The sequence below is a fragment of the Winogradskyella arenosi genome, assembly GCF_003337305.1.
Taxonomy (GTDB): domain Bacteria; phylum Bacteroidota; class Bacteroidia; order Flavobacteriales; family Flavobacteriaceae; genus Winogradskyella; species Winogradskyella arenosi.
Map to the genome: position 1 here is coordinate 272,696 of NZ_QPJO01000002.1, position 25,392 is coordinate 298,087.

Genomic DNA, 25,392 nt, shown 5'->3' on the forward strand with positions numbered 1-25,392 from the left:
TACTACGAACTACTTTATTGCTACAAGGCCTAGATCTTTTCCTTTTTTTAGCATTAAGCTAAAGGCAGCCTCATATTCATTAGGAATTTCACCTTCTAAAATCGCTTCTTTTATGGCTTCTTTAATCATACCAATTTCTCGAGAAGGTTTTAGGTTGAAGGTGGCCATAATTTCTTCGCCAGATACAGGAGGTTGGAAATTTCTAACGTGATCACGTTCTTCAACTTCAACAATTTTATCGCGTACTTTTTGAAAATTATTATGATACTTTTTAAATTTCTTTGGGTTCTTGGTGGTAATGTCTGCTTCACAAAGCGTCATTAAATCTTCCACGTGGTCACCGGCATCAAAAACTAAACGTCGTACGGCAGAGTCCGTAACTTCAGAGGCCAATACAATAGGTCTAGAACTCATAAAGACCATTTTCTGAACAAATTTCATCTTATCATTCAGTGGCATTTTTAAACGCTTAAAAAGTTTATACACCATTTTAGACCCTACAAATTCATGAGCGTGAAAAGTCCAGCCTATTTTTTTATGAAATTTTTTCGTTGGGGCTTTTCCTATATCGTGCAATAAAGCGGCCCAACGTAACCAAAGGTTATCCGTGGTTCTGGCAATATTATCTACGACCTCTAAGGTGTGGTAAAAATTATCTTTATGACGTTGACCTTCAATTTCGTCAATACCTTTTAGCGCTGTTAACTCAGGCAAGATGTATTGTAAAAGTCCGGTTTGTTCTAAATGTATAAAACCAATAGATGGCGTTTTGCTTTCTAGAATTTTATGAAGTTCTACAACAATACGTTCTTTAGTAATGATTTTTATACGGTCTTTGTTTTCCGCAATGGCTTTAAGAGAAGTCGCTTCAATTTTAAAGTTGAGTTGCGTAGCAAAACGGATAGCCCGCATCATACGCAACGGATCGTCGCTATACGTGATATCAGGATTTAAAGGTGTTTTAATAATTCCCTGATCTAAATCGTCTAATCCATTAAACGGATCTAAAAGTTCGCCAAAGCTATCGTCATTCAAGCTTAGGGCTAAGGCGTTTATGGTGAAGTCGCGTCGATTTTGATCGTCTTCAAGGGTCCCATTTTCAACAATAGGATTTCTACTGTCTTCTGTGTAACTTTCTTTACGGGCACCAACAAATTCAATTTCAATATCGTCGTAACGTAACATCGCTGTTCCGTAGGTTTTAAAAACCTGAACTTTAGGTTGTGTTGGTAGGTTTTTGGCCACTTGTTTTGCAAGTTCAATGCCACTTCCAACAGCAACAACATCAATGTCTTTAGCATCACCACGCTCTAAAAGATAGTCACGTACAAAGCCACCAATAACGTAGCTGTCTATCTGTAATTCTTTAGAAGATTGAGTGATATATTGAAATATAGGGTGTTTTAATGCTTGTTTATGATTCATAAGGTAATTGAACATCCAGCCCCTTTAAAATATAATGAAAAGTTACTGTAATTTTAGCTGTGCAAAGATACGACACCAAGGCATTCTTTTAAAATGAATGAGTCCCTTTTTAATGTTTCTTTATTAAATCTATTTTGAAGTGGAACCTCTAAGATTTCAAATTTGAAACTTTTAGAGATTAAGCTCTATAATTGCCTCTTGAGCCTTTTGATAATCTTGAGGTGTACCAATATCTAACCAAAATGAGGACACCGGATAATTGATAATTTTTTTGCCCTTATCTAATAGCGTATTGATAAGGTCCGTAGCATTGAAAAATTGATTTTCTGGAATATAATTTAAACACTCCTTTTTAAAGATATAGATGCCGGCGTTGGAATAGTGGGTGTAGGAGGGTTTTTCTTTTAGAGTGGCCACATACTTGCCCTTAGTTTCAACCACGCCATGAGATACTTTTACTTCGTAAGGAATTGTAACAATAAGTGCGTCGTCATTACTTTGACTAAACTCCTTAATAATAGTGTTGAGGTCTACGTTGGTAAGAAGATCGGCATTCATGACTACGATATAGTCGTGTTGAAAGCTATTTTTTAACTGTAAGGCTCCAATGGTGCCTAAAGCCTTAGATTCCTTAATATATTTAAAATCGAGGTCCTTTTTGGGATAAGCTTTAAGATGCTCCATAATTTTTTCGCCTAAATAATTGATGGAGATATGAATTTGCTTAATGCCCAAGGCGGAAAGCAGTTCTATATTGTATTCAATGATAGCTTTGTTACCGACTTGTAATAAGGGTTTGGGCGTCTGTTTTGTAAGGGGTAACAAGCGTTCTCCTTTTCCACCAGCCATGATTACCGCATTCACTTTAGGATTTGTCATTTACATTTTATGATCTAAATAGTTTCCTTTTTCCTCGTGGTTAAAGTTCGGTAAAATTTTATGGACTAAAGCGATTAAATCGGGCTTTGTCCACGATTTAGCAGCTTTAAGTTGTTGTAGGCTTTCTGTGAAATCTTGTAGCTGATTTGACAAGCTGTCTTCCGATTTTTGTTTGATGACGCCAATGGAGGTAAAGCGTTCTAAGTCTACGGTTTCTTGAGCTGTAAAAAAGGCTTCTTCGGCTTTTTCGCCTGTGGTATTGCTTTTCGTTAGTAAATACGGCCATTGGCCCGATGCCGGTAAGGTTTTGGCTAAGGTTCTCGCTTCGTTTTCGTTATGACATAAATAAGGTGTGTATCCTAAATGCTTTATGTAGTTAACGGCAATATCGGAAAAGCGTGTAAGCTTTAAATTCTGATGTAATTGCGGAAAGAACAACTCATTCTGGTCGCCGAGAAGGCAAGACAATAAGCAGAGTTGCCCTGATTCTTCCGGGCTAATAAAATAGCGTTGTACGTCGTTCGGTGCCACTAGAGGTTGCTGTTTCTTTATGCGTTGTTCAAAACCGTGGAGTAAAGAGCCATCAGAAAAGGCAACATTAGCAAAACGTGCGGTAGAAATGTTAATGGCTTTACTTTTTTCAACTAAAAACAGTTCCATAATACATTTTGAGGCTCCCATCATATTAATAGGCGCTGTAGCCTTATCCGTGGAAACCGAAAAATATTTTTTTACGCCATGTGCAATGGATTGATCAATGGTTTTTACAGTGTTTTCAATATTCACCTCGAGCATTCGCATTAAGGTAAACGGGTCTTCCTCACTACGTACATGTTTTAAGGCTGCTAGGTTAAGAACATAGTCGTAATTACCATCTGAAGCCATAAAAGCATCATAAGCTATAGAGCCAATATCTAAAGCATAGGTTTTAAAATCACCATCTATATAACCAAAAGAACTTCTTAGGTCTCTAACTAATTCTACCAAGTTATTTTCACTAAGATCTACAACGTGAAGTTTTTGAGCTTGTCCTTCAAAAAGGGCTTTAACCACCGCCTGCCCTATGGTTCCTGCACCGCCAAGGACAAGGAATCTAGACTTAGAAATTATACGGTGTAATTCTTCTTGGTAAGTAGCCAGGTCCGATTTAAACAACGCCTTATCTCTTCCGATGAGGTTTAATATGTTGCTTTTGTTGGCTTGATTATAATTCATAAAGTTGTTGAAGCCTCGGTTTTGTTAAAATAGAACAATGGTATTTATAGCAGTGTAAAGATAAGATATGTCTGTATTGTTTTAAAATGTTCCTAGAATGGTTTTAAGCCAATAGGAATAATGATATTTATGATAAATTTTATTTGGTATTTTTTCATAAGGTGAAGAAATAAAGGTTTCCGGAATATCTATTGCGTCAAAATCTTCAATAATAAATATATTATTAGGATTATAGAAATTGTAATTTTTAATATCAGAATTGGAAGTGATCAATTTTTTTTCAAGAAAAATACTTTCAAATACCCTAAAAGTAAGTCCGTCTTGAATGTTAAATTTATGAATATCTACAATGATACTATGTTGATTAATATATTCTAATACTTGATCATTATTTTTCCGTTCCTGAATAAAATCGATAATGTCATTAACGGGTTGCTTTTTATTAGAATGTACTAAAAATTTATAATCGTAATTTTTGTTTTTTAAATAGGAAGCTACTTTTAGTAAGCTGTTAAATCTATAATCTTTTGATATAATAGTGAAAAAAGAAGGCTTTGTAAAGTTCTTTTTTTTATCGTTTTTCTTTATATAAATGAAGTTAGGAATGAAATTTAAGTTGTAATTTTTAACGTCTATTTTTTCATAAGAATACACTTTGTCAAAAAAATGAATAACATCTTTTTTTCGAGAGATATTATTAATAGAATCGTGGTAATATGCTAATAGAGTAGTGCTATTTTTTCTTAGAACTTTTAATTGACTATCAAAAAATAAATCAGGTCTAACAATTAGCGTAAGATCATATTTTTTATTAGCAATTTCCTGAATTATAGGGTTGTATTTGTAAAAGTTTTTAAGTTTTAATTTTTTGACTTTTTTGTAATAAAAAGATTTTAATCTTTGATTCAAATTAACATAGGGGACGTTTTTGTAATCTGCTAAATTATAAAAATCAACGTCGGTATATTGCATTTTTAATTCGTCTAAAATACAATCGTAATAACCACTTAAGTCAAAAGTTATGAACAGAATTTTTTTAGATTTTTTTTTAGTCATAATTAATGTTTAAGTTCATGCTTAGCGAGTTCATCAAACATTTTTTTAGCTATAACCGATTTTGTGAAATGATCTAAAAGGTATTGGTAGCCATTGCGTGTAAATTTTTCTTGAAGCTCTTCATCGCTTATTAACAAGTTTACCTTTTTAGCAAAATCTGTAGCATTACCAACTTCTGCCAAGAGGCCAGTTTCTCCATTAACCACAACTTCAGAAATACCACCAGCATCAGCAGCCACAATAGGAACCTTACAAGCGTAAGATTCTAAGAGGACACCACCTGTTGGTTCGTTATTGGAGGTGAAAAGAAATAAATCTAATTCTGGTAAGAGTTCAGGAACATCACGTCTAAAACCGGTAAAGATAATGTGTTCTGTAAGGCCTTTTTCTTCCACATAATTGCGAATGTCTTGTTCCATACTGCCTTTGCCAACAAGAATATATTTGGCTTTAAACTTATTTTCTTTTACTAAAATAGCAACCGTATCTACCCAAGTATAATGGTCTTTAAAGCCTGTAAATTCAGCAATATTTCCTATTAATTTATAGTCTTCAGGAATATTAAATTCTTTGTGTAGCAGACCTGTGGCTTCTTGTTTCTGAAACTTATTAATATCCGTAACACTGCCTATAACGGTAAATCTACTGTGGTCTTTTACGGCAAATTTTAAAGATTCTACAACAGGTTGCGATACACATATAATTTTTTTAATGCCTTTGTAGTTGTATTTCCACTTTCTAAAAAAGTTAGTGTCTACACGTTTTATAAGTGTTCTGCAAAGCACTAACGGTACTTTCATACCATAAATAAAATGCGATAAAACCGCTAAAGTGTGGGCTTTACTACTATGAATAAAAACAACACTGGCTTTCTTTTCTTTGGCTAGTTTTTTAAAGGCTTTGGCGTAAGATAAACTGTATTCCGATTTGTATTCAAACGGAATAACTTGCATGCCTTTATCCGTGGCAATACGGTATAATTCAGAATCTATAGGACATACAATCCACTGGTCTTCAACATAACCCTCCGCTTTAAAAGCTTCGTATAAATAAATGATTTTTTGCTCGTGTCCGCGCCAACCATTTGAGGCTGTGAATTGTATTAGTCGCATGTAAAAGGTAATTTGATTGTGATTGTTTAGATTGATGTAAATGTAAGGCTTAAAACCTTATTTAATTTTATAGAGACCAATAGCTTTTTTTAATTTCTTACTCATTAAAACGTAGTTTACATAAAGTTTGTTTTTTAAACTTAATGATCGCCAAGCTTTATGCGGAATAATCTGTTTAGTCACCTTCTTATCGATAGTGTCAGAAACTACAAAGTCTGTTTTTATAGCATCCCAAGACACCTGATCATAGCCGTCAAACTCATTAACTTTATTTTTTTCATGAATGATAGACATCCATAAGCGTTGATTGGCAATTTCAATGCGTCGCGATTCTTTTTTCCACATATTGTGGTCGCTAAACCAAACCGTTTTAGGCGCCTCATTTTTTTCAATAAGACTGATAAAAGGATTAAAGATATGTTCCTTTTTTCCTAACATAATTTCTGGTGACACTTGTAAAGAATAGCCTTTAAGAATATCAATGGCCATAAAATCTTGCGACTGAAACTGCTTTTGTATGGTGGCGATATAGTCTTTATGAATACAGTCGTCATTATCTATACGCGATGTTATAATATGCGAACTCCCTTTACTATCTTCAGAAATATAAGATTTTATAGCAGGATGAAAAGCCTCCATACCGTCAATATAGAAAGCCTTAAAATGCGGATAGGGCTTTAAAAGGGCTTCTAATTCGGTTTTAAAATCAGCATCTGTAGTAGCATCAAAATACAACAACCACTGAAAATTTGTGTTTGTTTGACTAGCGACAGAAGGCAAGCAGAAATTGCTAAAAAGCTGTATTCTGTGCGTCATCCAGTCTCTAGTTAGTAAAGATTCGTTGTTCTTAGTGACGTCCCAATTTTTATTCTTGAGATTAAAACGCGTTATGAGGTAATGTTTAAACATTGATAGGTATTAGTTGTTGACAAATTTACAGAAATAAATGGAAGTCTTTTGTCAATTATTGTCCGTCGTTTTAACCTTTTGTCCAAAGAATTAAATACCTACTTTTGCAGTCTAATATTACTATTTGTAGATATGTCTGTAACCGTGGAAATCCATAACAATTCATCATTAACTAAAGAACAGTTAATGCACACCATTAATAACTTTGATCAGCAAGGTGAAATGATTGGTAATGGCTACCGTAATGTTATAAAAATAGTAACGATTAATGGGGAACGCTATAACATTAAGGAGTTTAAGGTGCCAAATTTGGTGAATAAAATAGTGTACCGTTTTTTTAGAAAAAGTAAAGCAGAGCGGTCATTTTTATATGCACAACGTTTGCTGAACTCCGGAGTTTTAACGCCAACACCAGAAGCCTTTGTAGAGTTTAAATCGGCATTTACCTTTGGAAGTAGCTACTATATTAGTAAACAATTGGATTACGATTTCACCATTAGGAAATTAATTGACGAGCCGGAATGCGAGGATTATGATAATATTTTAAGGCAGTTTACACAGTTTACCTACCATTTGCATGAGAGTGGGATTCACTTTTTAGATCATTCCCCAGGAAACACCTTGATTACAAAGTCAGGGGAGGACTACAAATTCTATTTGGTGGATCTTAACCGTATGGATTTTAAAACCTTGAGTTATGATGAGCGTTTGGCTAATTTTGCACGTTTGTCTCCTAAAGACTATATGCTAGACATTATCAGTGATGAATATGCGAAGCTTATTGGAAAACCACATGAGGAAGTGAAAGAAAGAATGTATTTCTTTTCACAAAAGTTTTCATCGAGTTTTAAGAAAAAAGAAGCTTTTAAGAAAAAATATTTTTTCTGGAGAAAGAAAAAACGCTAAGCCTTTTTTTGCAGCTCTCTCAGTTTAGCATACTTTAAAAAACGGATATTGGCGGTTTGTACAGAAATATAAAAGCCATTAAAACCGTCTAAGAAGCCTAATTTTATAATATAAGATTGAAAAAAGGCCCAAGTAGGATTGATGATAATTTTGAATAATGAAGCCTTTTTACCTTTTTTAAAATAAGCCTCAGCAGCAATAGTGGTAAATTTTTCAATTTGCTGGTTATGCTCAGAATACGTTTGGTAATTGGTGTGCAGAATATCTCCTTTTAAAAATCCGGTTTTCATTGTTCCATCGAGTAAACGAATTCTATCGTGCGGATTCGTCCCGGTCCATTTTGCCTTTCTTCTGTCAAATATGCGTAATTTTTTATCGGGATACCAGGTGGTGTGTTTTATCCATTGTTCGCCTAATTTGTTTAACCGATTGGCGTAATAGCCTTCATAAACCCAGTTAGATTTCAGTGCTAAAATTGATTTTTGAAGAGGTTCAGATAAAGCTTCATCACCATCTAAAGCCACTATATGATCATATTTAGCTTGAGCCAATGCAAAATTTTTCTGCTCAATATAACCAAGGAATTCTTGCTCTATAAAATGCACGTTGAATTTCTGACAAATGGTTTTGGTGTTATCGGTTGAAAATGAATCTACAACCACAATTTCATCCACAACTTTGCTCAAGGAGCTTAAACATTTTTCAATGTTCTTTTCCTCATTAAAAGTTATTATTACCCCCGATAGTTTAAGCATAGTAATGATTTTACAACTGTAAAAATAGTATTTTTGTGCTATGCAATCTAATCCAAAAGCCTCGGTAATCATTAGTACCTACAACAAACCCTCATGGTTGGGTTGGGTACTGCACAGTTACACCCTTCAAACCGAGCAAAATTTTGAGATTATTATTGCCGATGATGGATCTGATGCACGTACCAAAGCCGTTATAGAGCAGTTTGCTTCAACCTCAAACCTTAAAATTAGTCACGTTTGGCAAGAAGATCAAGGCTTTCAGAAAACAAGAATTCTGAATAAAGCGATCGTGGCTTCAAATTCAGAATATCTCATTTTTACAGATGGAGATTGTTTAGCGCGAAAAGATTTTGTGGAAACCCATTTGGGCTTAAGGCAAAAGAATGGTGCTCTTTCTGGCGGTTATTTTAAAATGGCAGATTCTATTACAAGTCATATTAATACCACTGTGATTTCCGAACAGAAATGTTTTGAAAAAGATTGGCTCATCGCAAAGGGGCAACCTTCAAGTTTTAAGTTGAATAAATTAACGAGGTCTAAAACGAAATCCCAAATTTTAAATTGGATTACGCCGACTAAAGCCACGTTTGATGGTATGAATGTCTCGTGCTATAAAAAGGCCATCGTAGACGTTAATGGTTTTGATGAACGGATGCAATATGGCGGCTTAGATCGGGAAGTGGGCGAGCGCATGATGAATAACGGTATTAAATTTATGCAAGTTCGTTACAGTACTATTTGCGTACATTTGCATCACGAAAGACCTTATAAAACGGATAAAGCAAGAGCTTTAAATGAAGCTATAAGGACAGAGACAAAACGTAAAAAAAAGACATGGTCGCCTTACGGGATTAAACAATAAAAGCATGCAAAATCCAGAAATTTCAATTATCATAAGTACCTATAATTCAGAAGCATGGCTAGAAAAAGTGATGTGGAGTTATGAAGCGCAAACCTTCAAGAATTTTGAAATGGTGATTGCAGATGATGGCTCTAAACAGCCTACTTTCGATTTAATTGAAAAAATGAAAAGTTTAGTGAGTTACCCTATTCATCATGTATGGCATGAGGATAATGGTTTTCAGAAATCTCAAATTCTGAATAAAGCAATATTAGCTTGTAACGCTGATTATATCTTAATGAGTGATGGCGATTGTATGGCCAGGGCAGATTATGTTGCTGTGCATATGGCCAAACGAGAAAAGGGCTATTTCTTATCAGGAGGTTATTTTATGCTGCCTATGGCTATTTCAGAAAGCATCACTAAAGCTGATATTTTAAGTCAAGATTGTTTTCAATTGGCTTGGTTAAAATCCAAGGGATTAAAGTCCTCTTTTAAAAATAATAAACTCACGGCTTCTGGTTTAAAGGAACAAATTTTAAATGCAGTAACACCTACAAATGCCAGTTGGAATGGGCATAATGCCTCAGGTTGGAAAGCTGATATCTTAGCGATTAATGGTTTTGATGAACGTATGCAATATGGCGGACAAGACCGCGAACTAGGAGAACGTTTGTTTAATTATGGCGTTAAATCTAAACAAATTAGGTATAGTGCGGTTTGCTTACATCTAGATCATCCTAGAGGTTATAAAACACAAGATTCTATCGATAAAAATTTAGCCATAAGAGCCACGACAAAAAGTGAAAACCTAAAATGGACGGACTACGGGATTAAAAAAGCCTAATCTTAGCGTTTTAAAAATGTTTTTAACGCCGCTTCAAAATAAGTAGGTTGAAATTCTAAATACAACGCAGCCGCTTTAGATTTTAAGACTTTAGGGTGTTTAATTTCTGAATACGGTGCGGCCTTATAGTCTTTAAGGTGTACGGAAACATGGTTTTTTCCGTCGTCAAACATATTCCAAGCTTCTTTTTTTATCCATGGAGAAAAGATGGTGAAGGTGGGGATATTTAAAGCTTTTGCCATATTAATAGCACCTCCTTCATTGCCAATTAAGGCATCACAATGAGCCGTAATAGCGAGGAAATCTCTTAAGCTTTTTCCAAAGATCTTAAAATAAATGCGTTTTTTAGTTTCTGCGGAGCATAAGTCTAAAATAGCTTTGGCCTCTGTCTCTTGTTTGGGGATGTAGTTAAACAAAATTTGACTCTCTGGCTGTTCTACAACAAGACGGTCAATCACTTTTGCCATATACTCAAAAGGGTAGGTTTTAGTTGGTCCGCTGCCTAAAACACCAATCATATATAAAGGCTTATCTAAAGAAATCTGATGCGTTTCTAAAAATTGTTTCGCCTTAAGTTTCTCTTCCTCGGTAAGGTAGATTTTAGGTTTTACAATTTTAAGCGGATCAATGTCTAATGGTTTTAAAAGCTGTAAACGGTTTTCAATGGCTAATCCGGCATTTGTAGCGGCCTGGTCTTTATTCTTAAAAGTATGGGTGTAGATAAAAGATTTTTTTCCTTTATCAATAGAGATTTTAGTTTTAGCCTGAGAGAATATGGTGATCAGTTTACTCGATAGTTTAATATAAACATCGATAACCACGTCAAATTGTTCAGTCCTTAAAGCTTTAACAAATTTTAAAAGCTGAATTTTACTTTGTTCGTGCTCTGGCGTAAAAAAATGAAAATGATCAATAAAAGGATTGTTTTCAACTACCGGAAACGTATGGGTATTAATAATATAGTGTAACTCCGATTCTGGGTAGCGTTGTTTTAAGGCTTCAAATAAAATGCTTGTAGCCAACACATCACCAATCATTTTTTGCTGAACAATTAATATTTTCATACGCTAAGTTAAAAAAAAACCAACTGCAAATCTCATAAGATGAAGTTGCAGTTGGATTGGAATTCGTTTTTAATAGGAAGGGGTTATACCGCTACGTCATACTCACGTAATGCATCATTTAAAGAGGTCTTCTTATTCGTACTCTCTTTACGTTTTCCTATAATTAAAGCACATGGAACTTGGTATTCACCAGCCGCAAATTTCTTAGTATAACTACCAGGAATAACTACAGAACGTGCAGGAACAACACCTTTAGTTTCAACAGGCTCATCACCAGTAACATCAATAATTTTAGTACTCATTGTTAATACAACATTAGCCCCTAAAACAGCTTCTTTTTCTACACGTACGCCTTCAACAACAATACATCTAGAACCGATAAAGGCACCGTCTTCAATAATTACAGGAGCCGCTTGTAAAGGTTCTAAAACCCCACCAATTCCAACACCACCAGACAAGTGAACATTTTTTCCAATCTGTGCACAGCTTCCAACAGTGGCCCAAGTATCTACCATAGTTCCTTCGTCTACATAAGCACCAATATTTACATAACTTGGCATTAATATGGTTCCTGAAGAAATATAAGCACCGTGTCTTGCAACTGCATGAGGTACAACTCTAATTCCTTTTTCAGCATAACCACGTTTTAGTGGAATTTTATCGTGATATTCAAATACACCCACTTCAAAAGTTTCCATTTTCTGAATTGGGAAGTATAAAACCACGGCTTTTTTTACCCATTCATTAACTTGCCATCCATCTGCAGTTGGTTCTGCAACACGTAAGGTTCCGGCGTCAATAAGGTCTATTACATTTCTTATCGCATCTATGGTAGCGTCTTCTGTTAAAAGAGAACGATCATTCCAAGCATTTTCTATTACTGTTTGTAGTTCTTTCATCGTATTAATGTCTTTAAGGGCTCAAAGATAATTCTATCTCGGTTGAAGCTAAAATACTTTTTGAAAAAAATATGAAATAATATGTGACCCTTCAAATTAAGTGGGGTCTTAAGAGTAGTTAGTACAGTAATGAGTTTTTTGAGGGGATTACTACATTACCGAATTAGTTATATTGATTGTTTAAAAACGCTTTCTCACCAGAAAGCGTTTTTTATTGAAATCAAATTAATGTTAAGCTGTGTGTTTGCCTTATCTTTGCCTTATGGGACGAATTTTAGCCATCGATTACGGTACAAAACGAACGGGATTAGCCGTTACAGATGAAATGAAAATTATAGCATCTGGACTTACAACAGTAGAGACAAAAGCCCTTTTAGCGTATATTAAAACCTATCTAGCGTCAGAAAATGTTGAGACCATTGTAGTAGGTCTTCCTAAGCAAATGGATAATACAGCCTCTGAAAGTGAAGTGTATATTCAGAAATTTTTAAAGGAATTGGTGAAACTTGCTCCGGAAATGCCTATCGTTAGAGTCGATGAACGTTTTACTTCAAAAATGGCTTTTCAGACCATGATAGATAGTGGTTTAAAGAAAAAGCAACGCAAAAACAAGGCTTTAGTTGATGAAATAAGTGCGACACTAATTCTTCAAAGTTACCTCTCTAGTTTGTAAGAATAGGAGGAAAGCCTACCTGAACAAATTAAAGGGTATAGCGCTAAGCTTTAGAGGAACACAAGAAGGGCCTTAGAATTTAGTGTTTTGAATTTTGAAATATTAGCATAGAATTTGGTACTTTTGCACCCGAAAATAAATGAATTATGATTTTACCTATCGTAGCCTACGGCGATGCTGTTTTAAAGAAGAAGGCTAAGGAAATTGACAAAGATTATCCGAAATTAAATGAGCTTATAGACAATATGTACGAAACCATGTATGGAGCGTACGGTGTTGGTTTAGCGGCACCTCAAATAGGTTTGCCTATTCGTTTATTTCTTGTAGATACAAGCCCTTTTGCAGATGATGAAGATCTTTCTGAAGCAGAAAGCGAACAAATGAAGACGTTTAAGAAAACCTTTATCAATGCTCAAATTTTAGAGGAAGAAGGTGATGAATGGGCGTTTAATGAAGGTTGTTTAAGTATTCCAGACGTAAGAGAAGACGTTTTTAGAAAGCCAAAGATTAAAATTCAATATCAAGATGAAAATTTTGATACCCATGTGGAAGAATATGATGGCTTAATTGCTAGAGTTATTCAGCATGAATACGATCATATTGATGGAATTTTATTTACAGATAAATTATCGTCGTTTAAAAAACGATTGATTAAAGGAAAGCTGACTAACATTTCAAAAGGAAAGATAAAAATAGATTATAGAATGCGTTTTCCTGCGATGAGCAAAAAACGCTAATAACATATATATGAGTTTAGACAAAATTTTATCCATATCAGGGAAACCTGGTTTATACCAAATTGTAGCACAGACAAGAACTGGTGCTGTTGTAGAATCTTTAGTAGATAACAAGCGTATTACTGTGGGAGCACACAGTAATATTAGTATTCTTAGTGAAATCGCTATTTATACTTTAGCAGAAGAAGTGCCTTTAAGAGAGGTGCTTAGAAAAATTAAAGAGAAAGAAAACGGTGAACCAACAAAAATTAGTCATAAAGACGGTAAAGATGCTTTAGAAGAATTTTTCTTTGAAGTGTTACCAGATTATGATGAAGACCGTGTATATCCTTCAGATATTAAAAAAGTGATACAGTGGTATAATTTACTTCAAAAAAATGATCTTTTAGGAGATTTAGAAGCGGTAAAAGAAACTGAAGACGTTTCTGAAGAAGAATAAAGATGTCTAATAAAGCAGCCCAATTAAAAGCCTTTGAGCGTTTGTTAATTATCATGGACGAGTTGCGTGAGCAATGTCCTTGGGATAAAAAACAGACCATGGAGACCTTACGTCATTTAACGATTGAAGAAGTTTATGAGTTAGGCGATGCCATTCTAGATCAAGATCTTGAAGAGGTTAAAAAGGAATTGGGGGATGTGTTACTTCATATCGTATTTTACTCTAAAATTGCGAGTGAAACAAAAACCTTTAATATCGCAGATGTGTGTCATAGCATCTGCGATAAACTTATAGATCGCCATCCTCATATCTACGGTGATGTTGTTGTTAAAGATGAAGCTGAAGTGAAGCGGAATTGGGAACAACTCAAGTTAAAAGAGGGGAAAACGAGTGTTTTAGAAGGCGTACCAAGAAGTTTGCCAGCCATGGTAAAAGCGAGCCGTATACAAGAAAAAGTAGCGGGTGTCGGTTTTGATTGGGAAACTCCGGAACAAGTTTATGAGAAAGTAGAGGAGGAGCTAGAAGAATTGCGCGTTGAAATTGAAAAAGGTGACCAAGATGCTATTGAAAGCGAATTTGGTGACGTCATGTTTTCTATGATTAATTACGCACGTTTTCTTAATATTAGTCCTGAAAATGCCTTAGAGCGTACCAACAAAAAGTTTATTAAACGCTTTCAGTATCTAGAAAGCAAAGCGAAATCTTTAAATAAATCACTAAAAGATATGACGCTATCAGAGATGGACGTCTTTTGGGAAGAGGCAAAATCGCTCTAAAGTATAGACCTAATTTTTGCTTTAGGCTTGTCGCGTCTATAATTAACAATCCAAAATCTTAATTTTCTTATCAAATGGGACTTCCTAAATCTTTTTTTATGGGTTATATGGTTGTGTCTTTCCTTCTTGTTTTATGTTCTACGCCCTTTGTAGATCGGCAGGATTAAAAAAAAATAATTTTTTTTCAACACGAAACATCCAAAACTAAATATTGTACGTAAATACTTTATATAAAAACCTAATACGTTTTTATACTCTTAGTAGGAGATCTTAATTATTATTTTAAGCGGTTATAATTAAGGTTAATTTAGTTTAGTTAGGGCAAAACCCATCTGTGGAGACAGATGGGTTTTGATATGTTTAGGCTAGAGTCTATTTGAGTAGACCTAGGAATAAAATGTTAATGGTAGGACTTAATTTTTAATTATTTTTTTTCTTAAGATTCCTCCATCCGCATCTTTAATTTCAACAATATAATTACCCGCTGTAAGATCTTGAATATTGATCTCCTGATTTAATTTAGACTTACCTTCCTTTACAATTCGTCCTAAGGTATCTATAATGTTATAGCTAATAGCTTCCGTAATATTTTCATTACTAATAACGGTAATGGTTTTGCTGCTTGGATTAGGAAATACTTTTAATTCCGGTGTTATAGCAATAGTTTCTGTACTTAAGGTTTGACTTTCAGCCATAATGTTATCGATATCCAAGATGGCTTCTATAGGCTCAGATTCCCAAGACGGAACACTACTATGTAAAATTCGCATTTCTTCTACACCTTGACTTCCACTACCAAAAGTAACCGCATAATTAAAGGGATCTGAAAGCGCTGTAATGTTTTCATCGAGTATAGAAAAGGAAATGCGTTTCCAACCTTCGTTTGGTAATACAGCAATGGCATTGGTGGTGCTACATTGGTAAATAAGTCCGTAGTCGGTTTGGAAAGATAGCCTTAGAAAAATAACATTGCTCCCTGAATTTCTAACATCCATAGAGACATATTTTACACGGCTAGATAGATTCCCTTGATAGTAATTCCCTCTCCATTGTGCATTGTTTTTTGTCATTAATTCAAGACCTGATCCAGAACCGGTAGAAGTGACACGTAAAAAATTATCGCCATCACCTAAAGGGCCACCATCATAAATATTTTCATTTGGGATGGTGTTAGATTTGGTCCAATTGCGCATTGTATAATCTTCAAAGTCATCAACTTGATTTAATACAACTTGCGATACAAGAATAGTAGGTAAACATAAAAGTAAAAAAGGTAAAAGTTTTCTCATAATAATAGAGTGTTTAAAGTGATTGTGGATTAATATTGATAGGTGTCGTAAAAGACTAATTTTTCTATTAGGGCTTAGATTGAAATTGGGCTTATGCTGTTATTACAAAAAAAAATGGGCTTACGAGTCAATTAAACATTGGTCATAAGCCCATAGTTGATGAGTTATATAAATTATTTAGCTATACATTTCTCGAACCTTGGTTAATTTTGTTTTCCAAGTCTCTAAATCTGCTTTATGCTTAGCGATATTTTTATGCACTTCTTTTACAAGTGGATTATCTGATTTTACATTAGAGAAAAACTGTAAGTTGTTTTCTAATTGATTGATTTCAGATTTAATTTCATCAATTCTTTTTCTGATAAAATTTTGTTCGTTATCTAATAATCTTGTATCCTCAGGATCAGCTAAATTTTCAAGTTTACTTTCAAACTTAATCATTTCAACTTTAGATTTATCCATCTTCACTTTATCAAAGGCATCATCAATGGCTTTATAAAATTTACCATCAATATAACGTTTGTTTTGTGGCACATATCCAATGGTTTTCCATTCGGCAATTTTGTCTTGTAAGGTTTTTATATCGGCCTTGGGATCTTCAGTCAGTTCTAAGGTTTTTAGCGCTTCTAAAAGTTTTACCTTTTTATCAAAAGCCTCAAATAGGTGTTGGTCTTTTGCTTTGCGTTCGGCGTGCATTCTATCAAAATAATGGTTACACGCTTTTTTAAACTGTTTCCATACTTTATCGCTATCACGTCTTGGCACATGACCAATGGTTTTCCATTCATTCTGAATTTTCTTCATTAATGGCGTCACCTTTGCAAAATCGTCACTGTCTTTATGGGTTTCTGCAATTTCAATTAAATCTTTTTTCTTCTGAAGATTATCGTACTGATCTTTCTTTAAGGCTTTATAAAAGCTGTTTTTTCCTCTGTTAAAAGTTCTAACGGCACTTTTAAATTTAGCCCAAGTACTTTCGTTTACTTTTAAAGGTACTTTACCGGCTTTAAAGAAGGCATCACGTAAGGTTTCGATTTCCTTTATGTTATTTTGCCAAGCACTATGAGAGGTACTTTTCTTTTCTGAAATGGCAACAATCTGTGCAATGATTTCTTCTTTACGCTCAAGGTTTTTTTCATGAGCTTTATCCATATCTGCAAAGTAAGCCTGGCGCTTGTCATGAATAGCTTTGGTCGCCTGACTAAAACGTTCCCAAATTTCTTCACGGTGTTCTTTGCCTACAGGACCCAATTCTTCTTTCCATAGCTTATGTAACACCTGTAATTCTCTAAAAGAGCGGTTGGTATTGTCGTCTTCAGCTAATTCTTCAGCACGCTCAATAATCTTTAATTTCTGATCATAGTTATGCTTAAAGTCCATGTCTCTTAAATCATTGTTGAGATGTAAGAAATCGTAAAAACGCTCTACATGGTGGTGGTAGCTGTTCCAAGCATTGTTGTATTTATCTCTTGGAATTGGACCTGCATTTCTCCATTTCTCTTGAAGATCTTTAAAGGTCTTATAGGTGCTTCCCATATTCTCTTCAACACTAAGTAAACCTTTGATGTCTTCAATGATTTGCAAGCGGTTTTCAAGGTTATGCTGAAGATTTTGCTCGCGTTCTTTATAATAAGCATTGATGTTCTGCTTATAAGTTTTATAAAGTTCGCTAAATTTCTTTTTGGTATCGTTGGTGTAATAAAAGTCAATTTCATTACCACCATCTTCAATGAATTCTTCTTTTTTCTCTTCAAGAAGTTCGCTAAATTTTGCATTAAATTCAGCTTTTATTTCATTGATATGTTTGGATATCGTCTGAACTTTATGATTTTCTAAAAGTCGACTTGTTTCAGCAACCAACTCGTCCATTGACATGGCGTGATAGTCTTTTTCTTCGACCTCATGACGCTCTGCATTAGATTCGTCTTCGGCGTCTTCTGCATTAGAAGCTTCTATTTCGTCCACTAGATCGTCTTTAGGAGCCGCAGCTTCAGACGTGGTATTAGAAGTTTCAGTCTCAGTTACCGTAGCGGTATTTTCAACTGGAGCTGGTGCTTCTGTTTTAGTTTCCGTTGGTGTTGTTGGAGCAGTTTCAATTGATTCTACTTCGTTTTTTCCATCTGCTTCTTGCAGGTTATCATTCTCAGACATGTGTCAATTTATTTATAAATAAGATGTTAAAGATACTAACTCACAGCCTAATTACAAAGGAAATGCTGTGTAGGTTATGTATTATTCCATATTCCAGATTTCCCATGATTTCTCGGCTTGTAACCTTAGCATTTCAGATCCATTAATTGTGGTGGCCCCTTTCTGTTTTCCGAAGGTTAAGAATTTGGTTTGCACAGGATTGTAAATTAAATCGTATAAGATATGCTCTTCTGTAAGTCCCTCATAAGGTAGCTTAGGACATTGCTCTACGTTAGGAAATGTACCAATAGGCGTACAGTTAATTATAATTTTATGTTGATCAAGTATGGCTTCCGTAAGATTGTCATAGGTGTAACGAACCCCTTCTTTTTGAGTCCTGGATACATAACTATAGGCGATGTTTAATTGCTCTAAAGCATAGGCGATGGCTTTGGAAGCCCCTCCAGTCCCTAAGATGATCGCTTGGGTGTGGTGTGGTTTTAAATGCGGTTCTAATGAATTTTTAAAGCCATAATAATCGGTGTTATACCCCACAAGTTTATGTGCTTTTGTAATTTTAATGGTATTAACAGCGCCTATTTTTTTTGCAGTTTGGTTTAAGTCGTCCAATAAGGGCATCACTTCTTCCTTATAAGGTATCGTAACATTTATGCCTTTGATATTTGGAGTATTGGCTATAACGCTCTTAAAGGCGTCAATATTGGGTAAATCAAAATTGACATAGCTGTGGGGTAAATTTTCGGTTTTAAATTTTTCAGCAAAATACCCTCTCGAAAAGGAGTAGGAGATATCTCTACCTAAAAGTCCAAATTTAAGCGCTGTGATGTTGTCTTGTGTGTTTTCCATACCATTCTAATCCTAAAACTATAAGGATTCCTAGAGCAATATAAGCAATTGCAATATAAGTTTCACTGTTCAGTTCCGGGAAATAACGACGGTAATTACTAATAATTTGTCTTCCAGCGGAATCTAAACGTACCGAGCCGTCAGCTGCCGTTTTGTAAATCGTAGCTTTCCATGGCCAAACAACACCTAGAGATCCAATAATAAATCCCATTATGGTGGCTAAAGTTATAAACTTATAATGTTTTAAAATGTAGTTAAGAATGTGCGAAAAGGTCACTAAGCCGGTAACGGATCCTAAAGTAAAAACACTTAAAACTTGTAACATTTTAATGCGAAGCGGATTGTTTATAAACTCAAAATTACCTTGAACCATTTCTATGATGGTATCGTATAGGGCATTAACGGAATCTACCAATAGTAAGACATAATTGCCCAAAAGAATAAGTATAAATGAACCTGAAAAGCCAGGTAAGGTCATCCCTGAGACACTGATAATACCGCAGAAAAAAACAAACCAAAGGTTGTCGTTCTCTCGTGCAGGGTCTAAAAAACTGATGCTAACCCCGGCGATGACCCCAAGGATAAGGGCAGTTATGGTGGTTTTGTTCCATTTTTTAAAATCCTTACTAAGGTAATAAATGGAACCTAAAATCATTCCGAAGAACGTACTCCACACATAAAGTTCATGATGGACAATAAGGTAATCTAATAGTTTAGAAACACTGAAGTAACTTACAATCATTCCTAAGAACAGTAAGCTTAAGAATTTACCATTGATGTATTGATAGAAGCTTTTAAATCTAAAGTTAATAAGGAGTTTAAAAGCCTTTTTATTAACCCGTTGTAGGGAATAAATAAACTCTTCATAAAATCCGGCGACAAAAGCAACGACGCCACCAGAAACACCAGGGACTTTATTTGCCGCACCCATGGCCAAACCTTTAATGACCAAAAAAATGCGATCTGTAAGGGTTCTGGTACTTTGCATTACACCTTATTTTTTTGTTTACCTAAACCTTCTAAAATAAGGATGAGGGCAAAACCAAAGATAATAAATAGGGTGGCCATTAAGAGTTGACTATCGCCTTCATAGGCGTTAGGAAGAATACTTTTATCTAATAGTGTTACGATCTCGCCTTCCGAATTAACACGTGTTTTTAAGACTTGTTTCCAAGGCCAAAGTTTATTTAAAGACCCAATCATAAAGCCTGTTAAGATGGCTAGGGTAAGATTTTTATGATGTTTAAACATCCAATTTAATGCTTTTGAAAATACTTTAAGTCCAACGACAGCGCCAACAGCTAAGAGGATAAAGTTGATAAAGGCATCTTTAAAGAGTTCCATATTTCCTGTAAGAAGTCCGTCTCTTAGATTATTAATGGTGTCTATAGCCGTTTGATAAGCACCTAAAATAAGAAGAATAAACGCTCCTGAAACGCCAGGTAGTATCATGGCTATGATGGCAATAAAACCACAAAATAAAAGGTAAAAAGGACTATCTGGTGAAGCAAAAGGTTCTGCTAAAGTGATGTAATAAGATAAAACAGAGGTGATGATTATGGCGAGCACTAATTTTACAGACCAACCTTTTATTTGTTTTGCGATATAAAGAATACTGGCAAGTACAAGACCAAAAAAGAAGGACCAAAGTAAAACAGGTTCGTTGTGTAATAGCCATTTGATGATTTTGGCTAAGGATAAAATACTAATGGCAATTCCTGAGAAAAGCGCCATTAAAAACGAACCATTAAAGGAATTCCAAGCGGCCTTAAAGCCTTCTTGTTTCCAAGTTTTAAAGAGTCCGAGATTTACTTTGTCAATACTTTCTATGAGTTCTTCATAAATACCTGATATAAACGCTATGGTTCCTCCGGATACGCCAGGAACGACATCTGCCGCTCCCATAGCAATACCTTTAAAAGTAATGACTAAATAATCTAAAAATCTTCTCTGCATTCCACTATTAAATATGAACTGCTAAGGTATGATTATTTTCTTTTAGTTAGAAGTCTTTTTAGCGTCTGAAATTATAGATTGTATCATTGGGCGCTCTATAAGTTTTGGAAATAATTCTGAGATAATAAAATGATAATCAATATTGAGTTCTGTAGCGTTTTTTAAATGAAAACGCCCTTCTTCAAATTGATGTACCGTAAAATATAATCCCGCCAATCGGTATTCGACTTCAGCATTTTCTGGATAAAACTCTGAACCCTGAAGAAGATTTAATATGGCCGCTTTATAGTCGCCTAAAGTGGTGAGAACATCGGCTCTATTAAGCCAAGTATTCAATTCAAAATTGCCTAAATCTAAAGCTTTTTTGTAGCCGCGTTCAGCTTCTTCAAGATGATTTAAACGTTTGTTTACTGTAGCGTATAATTTCCAAAAGGCTACATTATTACCATCTATAACAATGGCTTTATCAATGTAATGTAATGCTTTTTGGTAGTTAAGCCGTTTCATATAGAATTTAGAAATTGCAATCCAACCTTTGTCTAATAAAGGATCTTCATTAATGGTTTGTTTGAAAAATTGGATGGCTAAATCATCTTCATTTAATTTGGCGTAACATTCGCCTATTCGCAGCAGTGCAAAAGACGTTGGGTCCTCTAAAGCAAGTGTTATTCGGTAATTTTCAATGGCCTCTTCGTACTCCTTAAGTTTCTCTAAAACCTTACCTTTTTCAATATAGGCGCCAACAAAAGTATCATCAGAAATAATAGCAAAATCAAATGCAGCCCCAGCTTTTACATAGTCTTTTATGGTGTAATACTGTCGGCCAAGTTGATGCCAAGCTACTTCGCAATACGGGTTGGTATTAAGATATTCGTTAAGGTATTCTATAGCTTCTACATGCTGATCTAAAAAATCGTAGCAATACACAATATTATGTAAGGCAGAATAGTCTGTAGAATCGTTTTCTAAACATTTTTTAAAAAAGATAATGGCATTTTCAAACTGGTCTAAAAACAGATATTCCATTCCAACGAGAGCGTACAAATCGGCATCGTCCTCAGGTGTTTTAGACAGATCTATGGCAATAAGTAAGGTGTTAATGGCTTTTTGATGTTGATCTTGTTTAGAGAGCACATTAGCTTTTTGTATAAAGATTTCTTCGTTTGTAGGTTCTAAATTATGAAGATGATCTAAGAGCTCATCAGCCTCGTCAAATTTATTTTCTAAAATGAAAAGTTCTACTTGAAATAATTTTAGGTTTACCGAGCTAGGGTGCTGCTCTAAACCTAATTTAATGGCGCGTTTAGCTAGTGAAATCTTACCATTTTCTAAGTAATGGTGGATGATATTCTCGAACTCGTTAGAGTCAAAGAACAAAATATGATTTGTCTTTAACATCGATTCAAATCGAGTAAGAGGGAAATTTTCGTCTTCTTGACTATATTGCATATATGGTTTAATAAATCACTGAAATAAAAATACAGCTATAGTTTACGCCGGCTTCATTTTCTGATGAATGTTCTTAACAAATTAATTAACATTCTAATAGTGTGGCGTGTATTGTGCTTTAAGGCTTTGTAATTAGTGGGTTAAGGCCTGTTTTTAAGCTTTAAATTTGATCTAAAATTGAGGTTATTAATAGGCATCCTTTAATGATTTCGGCATTAGAAATGGTTAATGGAGGGGTAATTCTTATAGCTCTTGGTTCAAAAAGTAACCAAAATAGTATTAATCCTTGCTCCTGCGCTTGAAGAATAACCGTATTGGTAATGTCTGCATTTTCGGTGATTGCAGCTAACATTAATCCACGTCCTCGGATCTCTTTAATATGTTTATGTTGAAGGTGTTGTCTTATAAGTTTTTCTTTTTCTAAGGCTTCTGCCATTAAATTAGATTCGGTAATTTCTTTTAAGGTCGCTAATGCGGCAGCGGCAATTACAGGGTTGCCTCCAAAGGTGGTAATATGACCAAGTTTTGGATTGTCGCTTAAGCTGTCCATCATGGTTTTAGAAGCGGTAAAAGCACCTATGGGCAAGCCTCCACCTAAACCTTTACCGGTAACCACAATATCGGGTTGGCAATTGTAATGTTCAAAACCGAAGAGTTTACCTGTTCGTCCAATTCCGGGTTGAATTTCATCGAGAATTAAAAGGGCGCCAACAGCATTACAGCGCTGTTGAACTTTAGCGAGGTAATTGTCAGTGGGTTCTATAAAACCTGCGCCACCTTGTATGGTTTCTAAAATAACTGCGGCTGTTGCTGTAGTAATTTTGTTTAAATCGTCCTCAAGGTTGTAATGAATATGTTTAATATCTGGAATTAAGGGCAAAAAGGGTGTTTTGCGTTCTTCATAATCCATAAGACTTAGCGACCCCATAGTATTCCCATGATAGGCCTGGTGAGCCGAAATAATTTCTGAACGTCCGGTAAAACGGCGTGCTAACTTAATGCTCCCTTCTATAGCTTCCGTTCCAGAATTAACCAAATAAGTAACCTCTAACGGAGCAGGTAAGTGCGCTGCTAGATATTGCGATAAAGCTACAGCAGGCGTTTGGATGTATTCCCCGTACACCATAACATGTAAATATTGGTCCACTTGATTTTTTATAGCGGCAACTACTTTAGGGTGCGAATGTCCTAAACTGCAGGCCGATACACCCGCAACAAAATCGAGATAAGCCTTATCGTTGGTGTCATAGATATATGACCCTTGGGCATGACTAATCTCCATCGCTAGGGGATGGGGTGTGGTTTGTGCTTGATATTTAAAAAATGCTTCTTTCAATTACTTCTCCGATTTTATCGTTGTACTTTTTAGTGGTGTTGGAGTTTTAGACGGCGATTTTAAAGGGGTTACGTTTGTTGACTTTGGTAAATTTCGTGCAGCTTTATTGGCTTTTTGTGGGGTTTCTTTCCCGGCCTCTTCAATACGTTCAGTCACCGCGTCATCTATAAATTCTTCAGGTGGCACATAGTCTTCAAGTCCTTTAATAATAGGAAGTTCTAAAGGGGGATCGTCTTTAAATAGATCTTCAACCGATAGGGGTTGTTCTTCACCACGCCAGTCAAAACCTCTAAATTTTCTTCCACTTTTGGGAAATTCAGAATCTGGAAAAATATTACCATCAATCTGATTTAAAAATCGGACCTCTTCTATGGCTTGATCCATGATTTTAACATTGATGCTTCCTGATTTTGATTTTTGAATGCCTATCAGTTCGGTATCGTCATTTCTTAAATACCGAATAGTTTCCGCATTTTTAATAACATCTACATTATAGAGCTCGTTATTTTTAAATAAGCCAATTAAGCGTTGCCCTTTTATTTGGTTAAAAGCATCAGGGCTAATGGTGTCTTTATTAATTAAAAAGGCGTTTTCAAATACCTTAAGAGAGTCTAATTGCTCGGTTTTAGGATTGGAAATAAGGTGAATAGTGTCTCCTGTCATTTGGTTTCCAATGTTCCAAAGCACAGGTTTACGTTGCATGGCAAAAGTATCATCAGAGTTAAAACGACTGAGGTTAATCATTTGGGTTAATCCTAATTTATGATCAACATGAATAGAATCGGATTTTCCGGCTAAATCACTCTTATAAATTCGAGCATTATTATAAGCGCGTGTAATGCGGTGTTCAGGCTTCCCGGTGACCATTAAAGTATCGGCATGCATATAGATGGAATCCTTTTCTTGTACCGTAATAGCCAAAGCACGTTTTGTAATATACATGGAATCTTGAGCGCGCCAGACCTCCGCATAATGCCCTTTTACAATACTATTATTAATGGTGTCTGTAACGGTAATATTATTACTTGCAGAGGCAAAATTTTTCTTCCGATCAAAATAGAGACTATCGCCTTCTACAGTTCTTTGGTCGTAGTCTATTTTAGCACGACGTTGAAAATGGCCGACATCATTATTGGTGTCGTAAAACCCACGTTCGCAGTACACGGTGCTTGTTTCGCCTACAATGGTTGAAGGGCCAAAGAGGTAAGCGTGTCCATTTTCTGTAAAGAAATCTAGACGTTCCGTATTTAAAGTGTATTCTGGGTTTACAAGGACCACATCTTTTACAAATTGATACTTGCTGGCGTTCATATAATAACGCCCAATTTGACTGGTAATAGTTCCTGAAGTATCTCTGACTACCGTACCTCCGGTATTGTAATAGGCTTGTTGTTTTATTCTATCAAAATGAAGCGTATCTGTTTTTAAGGTTGACTGTGGCTCCGTCAGTACCACGTCACCACTGGCAAAGGCCAATTGTGATATGCCGCTATACTCCACATATTTGGCCACCATATTTATGGTGTCGCCTTGTTTCATTACCACATTACTATAGGCTTCGATAAAATCTTGATCTTCATAGTATATGGCTTTATCACACCACATATTAATGCCTTCGTGGATAAAGTGTACCTGTTTCGACTTGTCTCTTAAAAAGACCTTAGCACCAGCTTCTATATCGGGGTCGGTAAATAATTGACCGGCATATTTAATGGTGATATGATTTTTTTCTTGAGCAAACCCCAAGAAGGTAATGGCAAAACAAATGAGAACTAATAAATTTTTAAAACGTTTCAAAGGCCTATTTTTTTTTCGACAAAATAACACTTATT

The 25,392-nt window shown here is 35.2% G+C and carries 24 protein-coding genes; 7 read left to right on the plus strand and 17 right to left on the minus strand.

What is annotated here, in order from left to right; all coding sequences use genetic code 11:
* Positions 1 to 9 precede the first annotated feature (9 nt).
* The 6 genes from DFQ08_RS05885 to DFQ08_RS05910 all read right to left on the minus strand — a co-directional run bounded on the left by DFQ08_RS05885 (position 10) and on the right by DFQ08_RS05910 (position 6,596).
* The gene (locus DFQ08_RS05885; protein ID WP_114308887.1) at positions 10 to 1,425 is read right to left on the minus strand and encodes a CCA tRNA nucleotidyltransferase; all 1,416 of its coding nucleotides are present in this window, start codon (positions 1,423 to 1,425) and stop codon (positions 10 to 12) included.
* 171 nt (positions 1,426 to 1,596) lie between these two features.
* Entirely contained in the window at positions 1,597 to 2,304 is a 708-nt protein-coding gene (locus DFQ08_RS05890) for a sugar phosphate nucleotidyltransferase (RefSeq protein ID WP_114308888.1), read from the minus strand.
* Positions 2,305 to 3,519, minus strand: coding sequence for a UDP-N-acetylglucosamine 4,6-dehydratase (locus DFQ08_RS05895; protein WP_114308889.1), 1,215 nt, complete (start codon positions 3,517 to 3,519; stop codon positions 2,305 to 2,307).
* Positions 3,520 to 3,600: 81 nt separating this feature from the next.
* Positions 3,601 to 4,575: a hypothetical protein gene (locus tag DFQ08_RS05900; RefSeq protein ID WP_114308890.1), complete on the minus strand. Its 975-nt coding sequence runs from the start codon at positions 4,573 to 4,575 to the stop codon at positions 3,601 to 3,603.
* Between the two features lie 2 nt (positions 4,576 to 4,577).
* Positions 4,578 to 5,687, minus strand: a complete 1,110-nt coding sequence (locus DFQ08_RS05905) for a glycosyltransferase family 4 protein (protein WP_114308891.1) — start codon at positions 5,685 to 5,687, stop codon at positions 4,578 to 4,580.
* Between the two features lie 57 nt (positions 5,688 to 5,744).
* Positions 5,745 to 6,596 carry a glycosyltransferase gene (locus DFQ08_RS05910; RefSeq protein ID WP_114308892.1) on the minus strand — a complete coding sequence of 284 codons (852 nt, stop codon included), beginning with the start codon at positions 6,594 to 6,596 and terminating at the stop codon, positions 5,745 to 5,747.
* 78 nt (positions 6,597 to 6,674) lie between these two features.
* On the opposite strand from DFQ08_RS05910, the gene DFQ08_RS05915 reads away from it, so the two are divergent.
* Positions 6,675 to 7,502, plus strand: coding sequence for a lipopolysaccharide kinase InaA family protein (locus DFQ08_RS05915; protein ID WP_245935385.1), 828 nt, complete (start codon positions 6,675 to 6,677; stop codon positions 7,500 to 7,502).
* Here DFQ08_RS05915 and DFQ08_RS05920 read toward each other — a convergent pair.
* On the minus strand, positions 7,499 to 8,257 hold the full coding sequence (locus DFQ08_RS05920; RefSeq protein WP_114309683.1) for a glycosyltransferase family 2 protein: 759 nt from the start codon (positions 8,255 to 8,257) through the stop codon (positions 7,499 to 7,501). The two genes, DFQ08_RS05915 and DFQ08_RS05920, sit on opposite strands and share 4 nt — an antisense overlap.
* Positions 8,258 to 8,297: 40 nt before the next feature.
* Here DFQ08_RS05920 and DFQ08_RS05925 point away from each other — a divergent pair, with 40 nt between their 5' ends.
* Both DFQ08_RS05925 and DFQ08_RS05930 read left to right on the plus strand, forming a co-directional pair.
* Positions 8,298 to 9,119, plus strand: a complete 822-nt coding sequence (locus DFQ08_RS05925) for a glycosyltransferase family 2 protein (RefSeq protein ID WP_114308894.1) — start codon at positions 8,298 to 8,300, stop codon at positions 9,117 to 9,119.
* A gap of 4 nt (positions 9,120 to 9,123) precedes the next feature.
* Entirely contained in the window at positions 9,124 to 9,945 is an 822-nt protein-coding gene (locus DFQ08_RS05930; RefSeq protein ID WP_114308895.1) for a glycosyltransferase family 2 protein, read from the plus strand.
* A gap of 2 nt (positions 9,946 to 9,947) precedes the next feature.
* Here the strand turns inward: DFQ08_RS05930 and DFQ08_RS05935 are convergent, their stop codons facing one another.
* Positions 9,948 to 11,009, minus strand: a complete 1,062-nt coding sequence (locus DFQ08_RS05935) for a glycosyltransferase family 9 protein (RefSeq protein WP_114308896.1) — start codon at positions 11,007 to 11,009, stop codon at positions 9,948 to 9,950.
* An 83-nt stretch (positions 11,010 to 11,092) separates the two neighbouring features.
* Positions 11,093 to 11,908 carry a 2,3,4,5-tetrahydropyridine-2,6-dicarboxylate N-succinyltransferase gene (locus DFQ08_RS05940; RefSeq protein ID WP_114308897.1) on the minus strand — a complete coding sequence of 272 codons (816 nt, stop codon included), beginning with the start codon at positions 11,906 to 11,908 and terminating at the stop codon, positions 11,093 to 11,095.
* Between the two features lie 262 nt (positions 11,909 to 12,170).
* Between DFQ08_RS05940 and ruvX the strand changes: the two genes are divergently transcribed.
* The 4 genes from ruvX to mazG all read left to right on the plus strand — a co-directional run bounded on the left by ruvX (position 12,171) and on the right by mazG (position 14,533).
* The gene (gene ruvX / locus DFQ08_RS05945) at positions 12,171 to 12,581 is read left to right on the plus strand and encodes a Holliday junction resolvase RuvX (RefSeq protein ID WP_114308898.1); all 411 of its coding nucleotides are present in this window, start codon (positions 12,171 to 12,173) and stop codon (positions 12,579 to 12,581) included.
* A gap of 146 nt (positions 12,582 to 12,727) precedes the next feature.
* Positions 12,728 to 13,318 carry a peptide deformylase gene (gene def, locus DFQ08_RS05950; protein WP_114308899.1) on the plus strand — a complete coding sequence of 197 codons (591 nt, stop codon included), beginning with the start codon at positions 12,728 to 12,730 and terminating at the stop codon, positions 13,316 to 13,318.
* Positions 13,319 to 13,328: 10 nt separating this feature from the next.
* A complete protein-coding gene (locus tag DFQ08_RS05955) occupies positions 13,329 to 13,757 on the plus strand; it encodes a DUF5606 family protein (RefSeq protein WP_114308900.1) in 429 nt (142 codons plus the stop codon).
* A 2-nt stretch (positions 13,758 to 13,759) separates the two neighbouring features.
* Positions 13,760 to 14,533 carry a nucleoside triphosphate pyrophosphohydrolase gene (gene mazG, locus DFQ08_RS05960; protein WP_114308901.1) on the plus strand — a complete coding sequence of 258 codons (774 nt, stop codon included), beginning with the start codon at positions 13,760 to 13,762 and terminating at the stop codon, positions 14,531 to 14,533.
* A gap of 413 nt (positions 14,534 to 14,946) precedes the next feature.
* Here mazG and DFQ08_RS05965 read toward each other — a convergent pair whose 3' ends face one another.
* From DFQ08_RS05965 to DFQ08_RS06000, 8 genes are all read right to left on the minus strand, one after another.
* On the minus strand, positions 14,947 to 15,822 hold the full coding sequence (locus tag DFQ08_RS05965; protein ID WP_114308902.1) for a T9SS type A sorting domain-containing protein: 876 nt from the start codon (positions 15,820 to 15,822) through the stop codon (positions 14,947 to 14,949).
* A gap of 177 nt (positions 15,823 to 15,999) precedes the next feature.
* Complete coding sequence (locus DFQ08_RS05970; protein ID WP_114308903.1) at positions 16,000 to 17,973, minus strand: DUF349 domain-containing protein; 1,974 nt, start codon at positions 17,971 to 17,973, stop codon at positions 16,000 to 16,002.
* An 81-nt stretch (positions 17,974 to 18,054) separates the two neighbouring features.
* The gene (locus DFQ08_RS05975; protein WP_114308904.1) at positions 18,055 to 18,819 is read right to left on the minus strand and encodes a shikimate dehydrogenase family protein; all 765 of its coding nucleotides are present in this window, start codon (positions 18,817 to 18,819) and stop codon (positions 18,055 to 18,057) included.
* A complete protein-coding gene (locus DFQ08_RS05980; RefSeq protein ID WP_114308905.1) occupies positions 18,785 to 19,807 on the minus strand; it encodes a DUF368 domain-containing protein in 1,023 nt (340 codons plus the stop codon). The genes DFQ08_RS05975 and DFQ08_RS05980 overlap by 35 nt, the downstream gene beginning before the upstream one ends.
* On the minus strand, positions 19,807 to 20,775 hold the full coding sequence (locus DFQ08_RS05985) for a DUF368 domain-containing protein (RefSeq protein ID WP_114308906.1): 969 nt from the start codon (positions 20,773 to 20,775) through the stop codon (positions 19,807 to 19,809). Before DFQ08_RS05985 ends, DFQ08_RS05980 begins: the two co-directional genes overlap by 1 nt.
* Positions 20,776 to 20,817: 42 nt before the next feature.
* A complete protein-coding gene (locus DFQ08_RS05990) occupies positions 20,818 to 22,224 on the minus strand; it encodes a tetratricopeptide repeat protein (protein WP_114308907.1) in 1,407 nt (468 codons plus the stop codon).
* Positions 22,225 to 22,384: 160 nt separating this feature from the next.
* Positions 22,385 to 23,560: an aspartate aminotransferase family protein gene (locus DFQ08_RS05995; RefSeq protein ID WP_114308908.1), complete on the minus strand. Its 1,176-nt coding sequence runs from the start codon at positions 23,558 to 23,560 to the stop codon at positions 22,385 to 22,387.
* A complete protein-coding gene (locus DFQ08_RS06000; RefSeq protein WP_245935387.1) occupies positions 23,561 to 25,357 on the minus strand; it encodes an OstA-like protein in 1,797 nt (598 codons plus the stop codon).
* Between the last annotated feature and the right edge of the window lie 35 nt (positions 25,358 to 25,392).

Excerpts from the sequence above, each read along its gene's own strand:
- DFQ08_RS05885 (WP_114308887.1), bottom strand. The coding sequence starts at position 1,425 with ATGAATCATAAACAAGCATTAAAACACCCTATATTTCAATATATCACT.
- DFQ08_RS05890 (WP_114308888.1), bottom strand. The coding sequence starts at position 2,304 with ATGACAAATCCTAAAGTGAATGCGGTAATCATGGCTGGTGGAAAAGGA.
- DFQ08_RS05895 (WP_114308889.1), bottom strand. The coding sequence starts at position 3,519 with ATGAATTATAATCAAGCCAACAAAAGCAACATATTAAACCTCATCGGA.
- DFQ08_RS05900 (WP_114308890.1), bottom strand. The coding sequence starts at position 4,575 with ATGACTAAAAAAAAATCTAAAAAAATTCTGTTCATAACTTTTGACTTA.
- DFQ08_RS05905 (WP_114308891.1), bottom strand. The coding sequence starts at position 5,687 with ATGCGACTAATACAATTCACAGCCTCAAATGGTTGGCGCGGACACGAG.
- DFQ08_RS05910 (WP_114308892.1), bottom strand. The coding sequence starts at position 6,596 with ATGTTTAAACATTACCTCATAACGCGTTTTAATCTCAAGAATAAAAAT.
- DFQ08_RS05920 (WP_114309683.1), bottom strand. The coding sequence starts at position 8,257 with ATGCTTAAACTATCGGGGGTAATAATAACTTTTAATGAGGAAAAGAAC.
- DFQ08_RS05925 (WP_114308894.1), top strand. The coding sequence starts at position 8,298 with ATGCAATCTAATCCAAAAGCCTCGGTAATCATTAGTACCTACAACAAA.
- DFQ08_RS05930 (WP_114308895.1), top strand. The coding sequence starts at position 9,124 with ATGCAAAATCCAGAAATTTCAATTATCATAAGTACCTATAATTCAGAA.
- DFQ08_RS05935 (WP_114308896.1), bottom strand. The coding sequence starts at position 11,009 with ATGAAAATATTAATTGTTCAGCAAAAAATGATTGGTGATGTGTTGGCT.
- DFQ08_RS05940 (WP_114308897.1), bottom strand. The coding sequence starts at position 11,908 with ATGAAAGAACTACAAACAGTAATAGAAAATGCTTGGAATGATCGTTCT.
- ruvX (WP_114308898.1), top strand. The coding sequence starts at position 12,171 with ATGGGACGAATTTTAGCCATCGATTACGGTACAAAACGAACGGGATTA.
- def (WP_114308899.1), top strand. The coding sequence starts at position 12,728 with ATGATTTTACCTATCGTAGCCTACGGCGATGCTGTTTTAAAGAAGAAG.
- DFQ08_RS05955 (WP_114308900.1), top strand. The coding sequence starts at position 13,329 with ATGAGTTTAGACAAAATTTTATCCATATCAGGGAAACCTGGTTTATAC.
- mazG (WP_114308901.1), top strand. The coding sequence starts at position 13,760 with ATGTCTAATAAAGCAGCCCAATTAAAAGCCTTTGAGCGTTTGTTAATT.
- DFQ08_RS05965 (WP_114308902.1), bottom strand. The coding sequence starts at position 15,822 with ATGAGAAAACTTTTACCTTTTTTACTTTTATGTTTACCTACTATTCTT.
- DFQ08_RS05970 (WP_114308903.1), bottom strand. The coding sequence starts at position 17,973 with ATGTCTGAGAATGATAACCTGCAAGAAGCAGATGGAAAAAACGAAGTA.
- DFQ08_RS05975 (WP_114308904.1), bottom strand. The coding sequence starts at position 18,819 with ATGGAAAACACACAAGACAACATCACAGCGCTTAAATTTGGACTTTTA.
- DFQ08_RS05980 (WP_114308905.1), bottom strand. The coding sequence starts at position 19,807 with ATGCAAAGTACCAGAACCCTTACAGATCGCATTTTTTTGGTCATTAAA.
- DFQ08_RS05985 (WP_114308906.1), bottom strand. The coding sequence starts at position 20,775 with ATGCAGAGAAGATTTTTAGATTATTTAGTCATTACTTTTAAAGGTATT.
- DFQ08_RS05990 (WP_114308907.1), bottom strand. The coding sequence starts at position 22,224 with ATGCAATATAGTCAAGAAGACGAAAATTTCCCTCTTACTCGATTTGAA.